Below are 1,080 nucleotides of genomic sequence, written 5' to 3'. Positions count from 1 at the left end.
TGACCTGCCACGGGTAATTTCCTCCAACTGAGATTAGAGTCCGGCCTCGATTGAAGGACGGACTGATGAAGAGAAAGCGGTTTCCGGAAGAGCAGATCATCGCGGTTCTGCGTGAGCACGAAGCGGGGGCGAAGGCGGGCGACCTGGCGCGCAAGCATGGGATCTCCGAGGCGACGCTGTATAACTGGAAGGCGAAGTATGGCGGGATGGACGTCTCCGATGCCAAGCGGCTGAAGGCCTTGGAAGACGAGAACGCGAAGCTGAAGAAGCTGCTCGCCGACCAGATGCTGGAAGCCTCGGCATTGCGCGAGCTTCTGTCAAAAAAATGGTAGGGCCCGCCGCCAAGCGCGAAGCCGTCGCGCATCTGCAGGCCACGATGGGCCTGTCGGAGCGGCGGGCCTGTTCCTTCGTCGACGCCGATCGTAAGATGATCCGCTACCAGTCTCGCCGAGCGCCAGAGGCGGCACTGCGCGGCCGGCTACGCGACCTGGCCAACGAGCGCCGGCGCTTCGGCTATCGGCGGCTGTTCATTCTGCTCAGGCGCGAAGGCGAGGTATCGGGGATCAACCGCATCTACCGGCTCTACCGCGAAGAAGGACTGGCCGTGCGCAAGCGACGCTCCAGGCGCCGAGCGGTAGGAACGCGGGCACCGATCCTGGTTCAGGCGAAGCCGAACGCGCGCTGGTCGCTGGATTTCGTCCATGACCAGTTCGCCTGCGGCCGGCGCTTCCGCGTCCTCAACATCGTCGACGACGTGACGCGCGAATGCCTGGCTGCGATCCCGGACACCTCGATCTCCGGCCGCCGGGTGGCGCGTGAACTGACGGAACTGATCGCCCGGCGCGGCAAGCCGGGCATGATCGTCTCCGACCACGGCACCGAGTTCACCTCGAACGCGATCCTCGCCTGGTCGAAGGATCATCAGGTGGAATGGCACTTCATCGCGCCGGGCAAGCCGATGCAGAACGGCTTCTGCGAAAGCTTCAACGGGCGGATGCGGGACGAGTTGCTGAACGAAACCCTGTTCTTCGGCCTCGACCATGCCCGAACAACCATCGCCGAATGGGCAGACGACTACAA

1 pseudogene is annotated in these 1,080 nt (G+C 63.8%); it reads left to right on the top strand.

Annotated elements, in window-relative coordinates:
- Positions 1-65: 65 nt before the first annotated feature.
- Positions 66-1,080, top strand: a pseudogene (locus NKI08_RS34465) (IS3 family transposase); the annotation flags it as partial.

This window comes from Mesorhizobium sp. M0768 (genome assembly GCF_040320195.1).
In the GTDB taxonomy this organism is placed as follows: domain Bacteria; phylum Pseudomonadota; class Alphaproteobacteria; order Rhizobiales; family Rhizobiaceae; genus Mesorhizobium.
The sequence above is the reverse complement of the archived record's forward strand: the minus strand, read 5'-3'. Positions and strand labels throughout refer to the sequence as shown.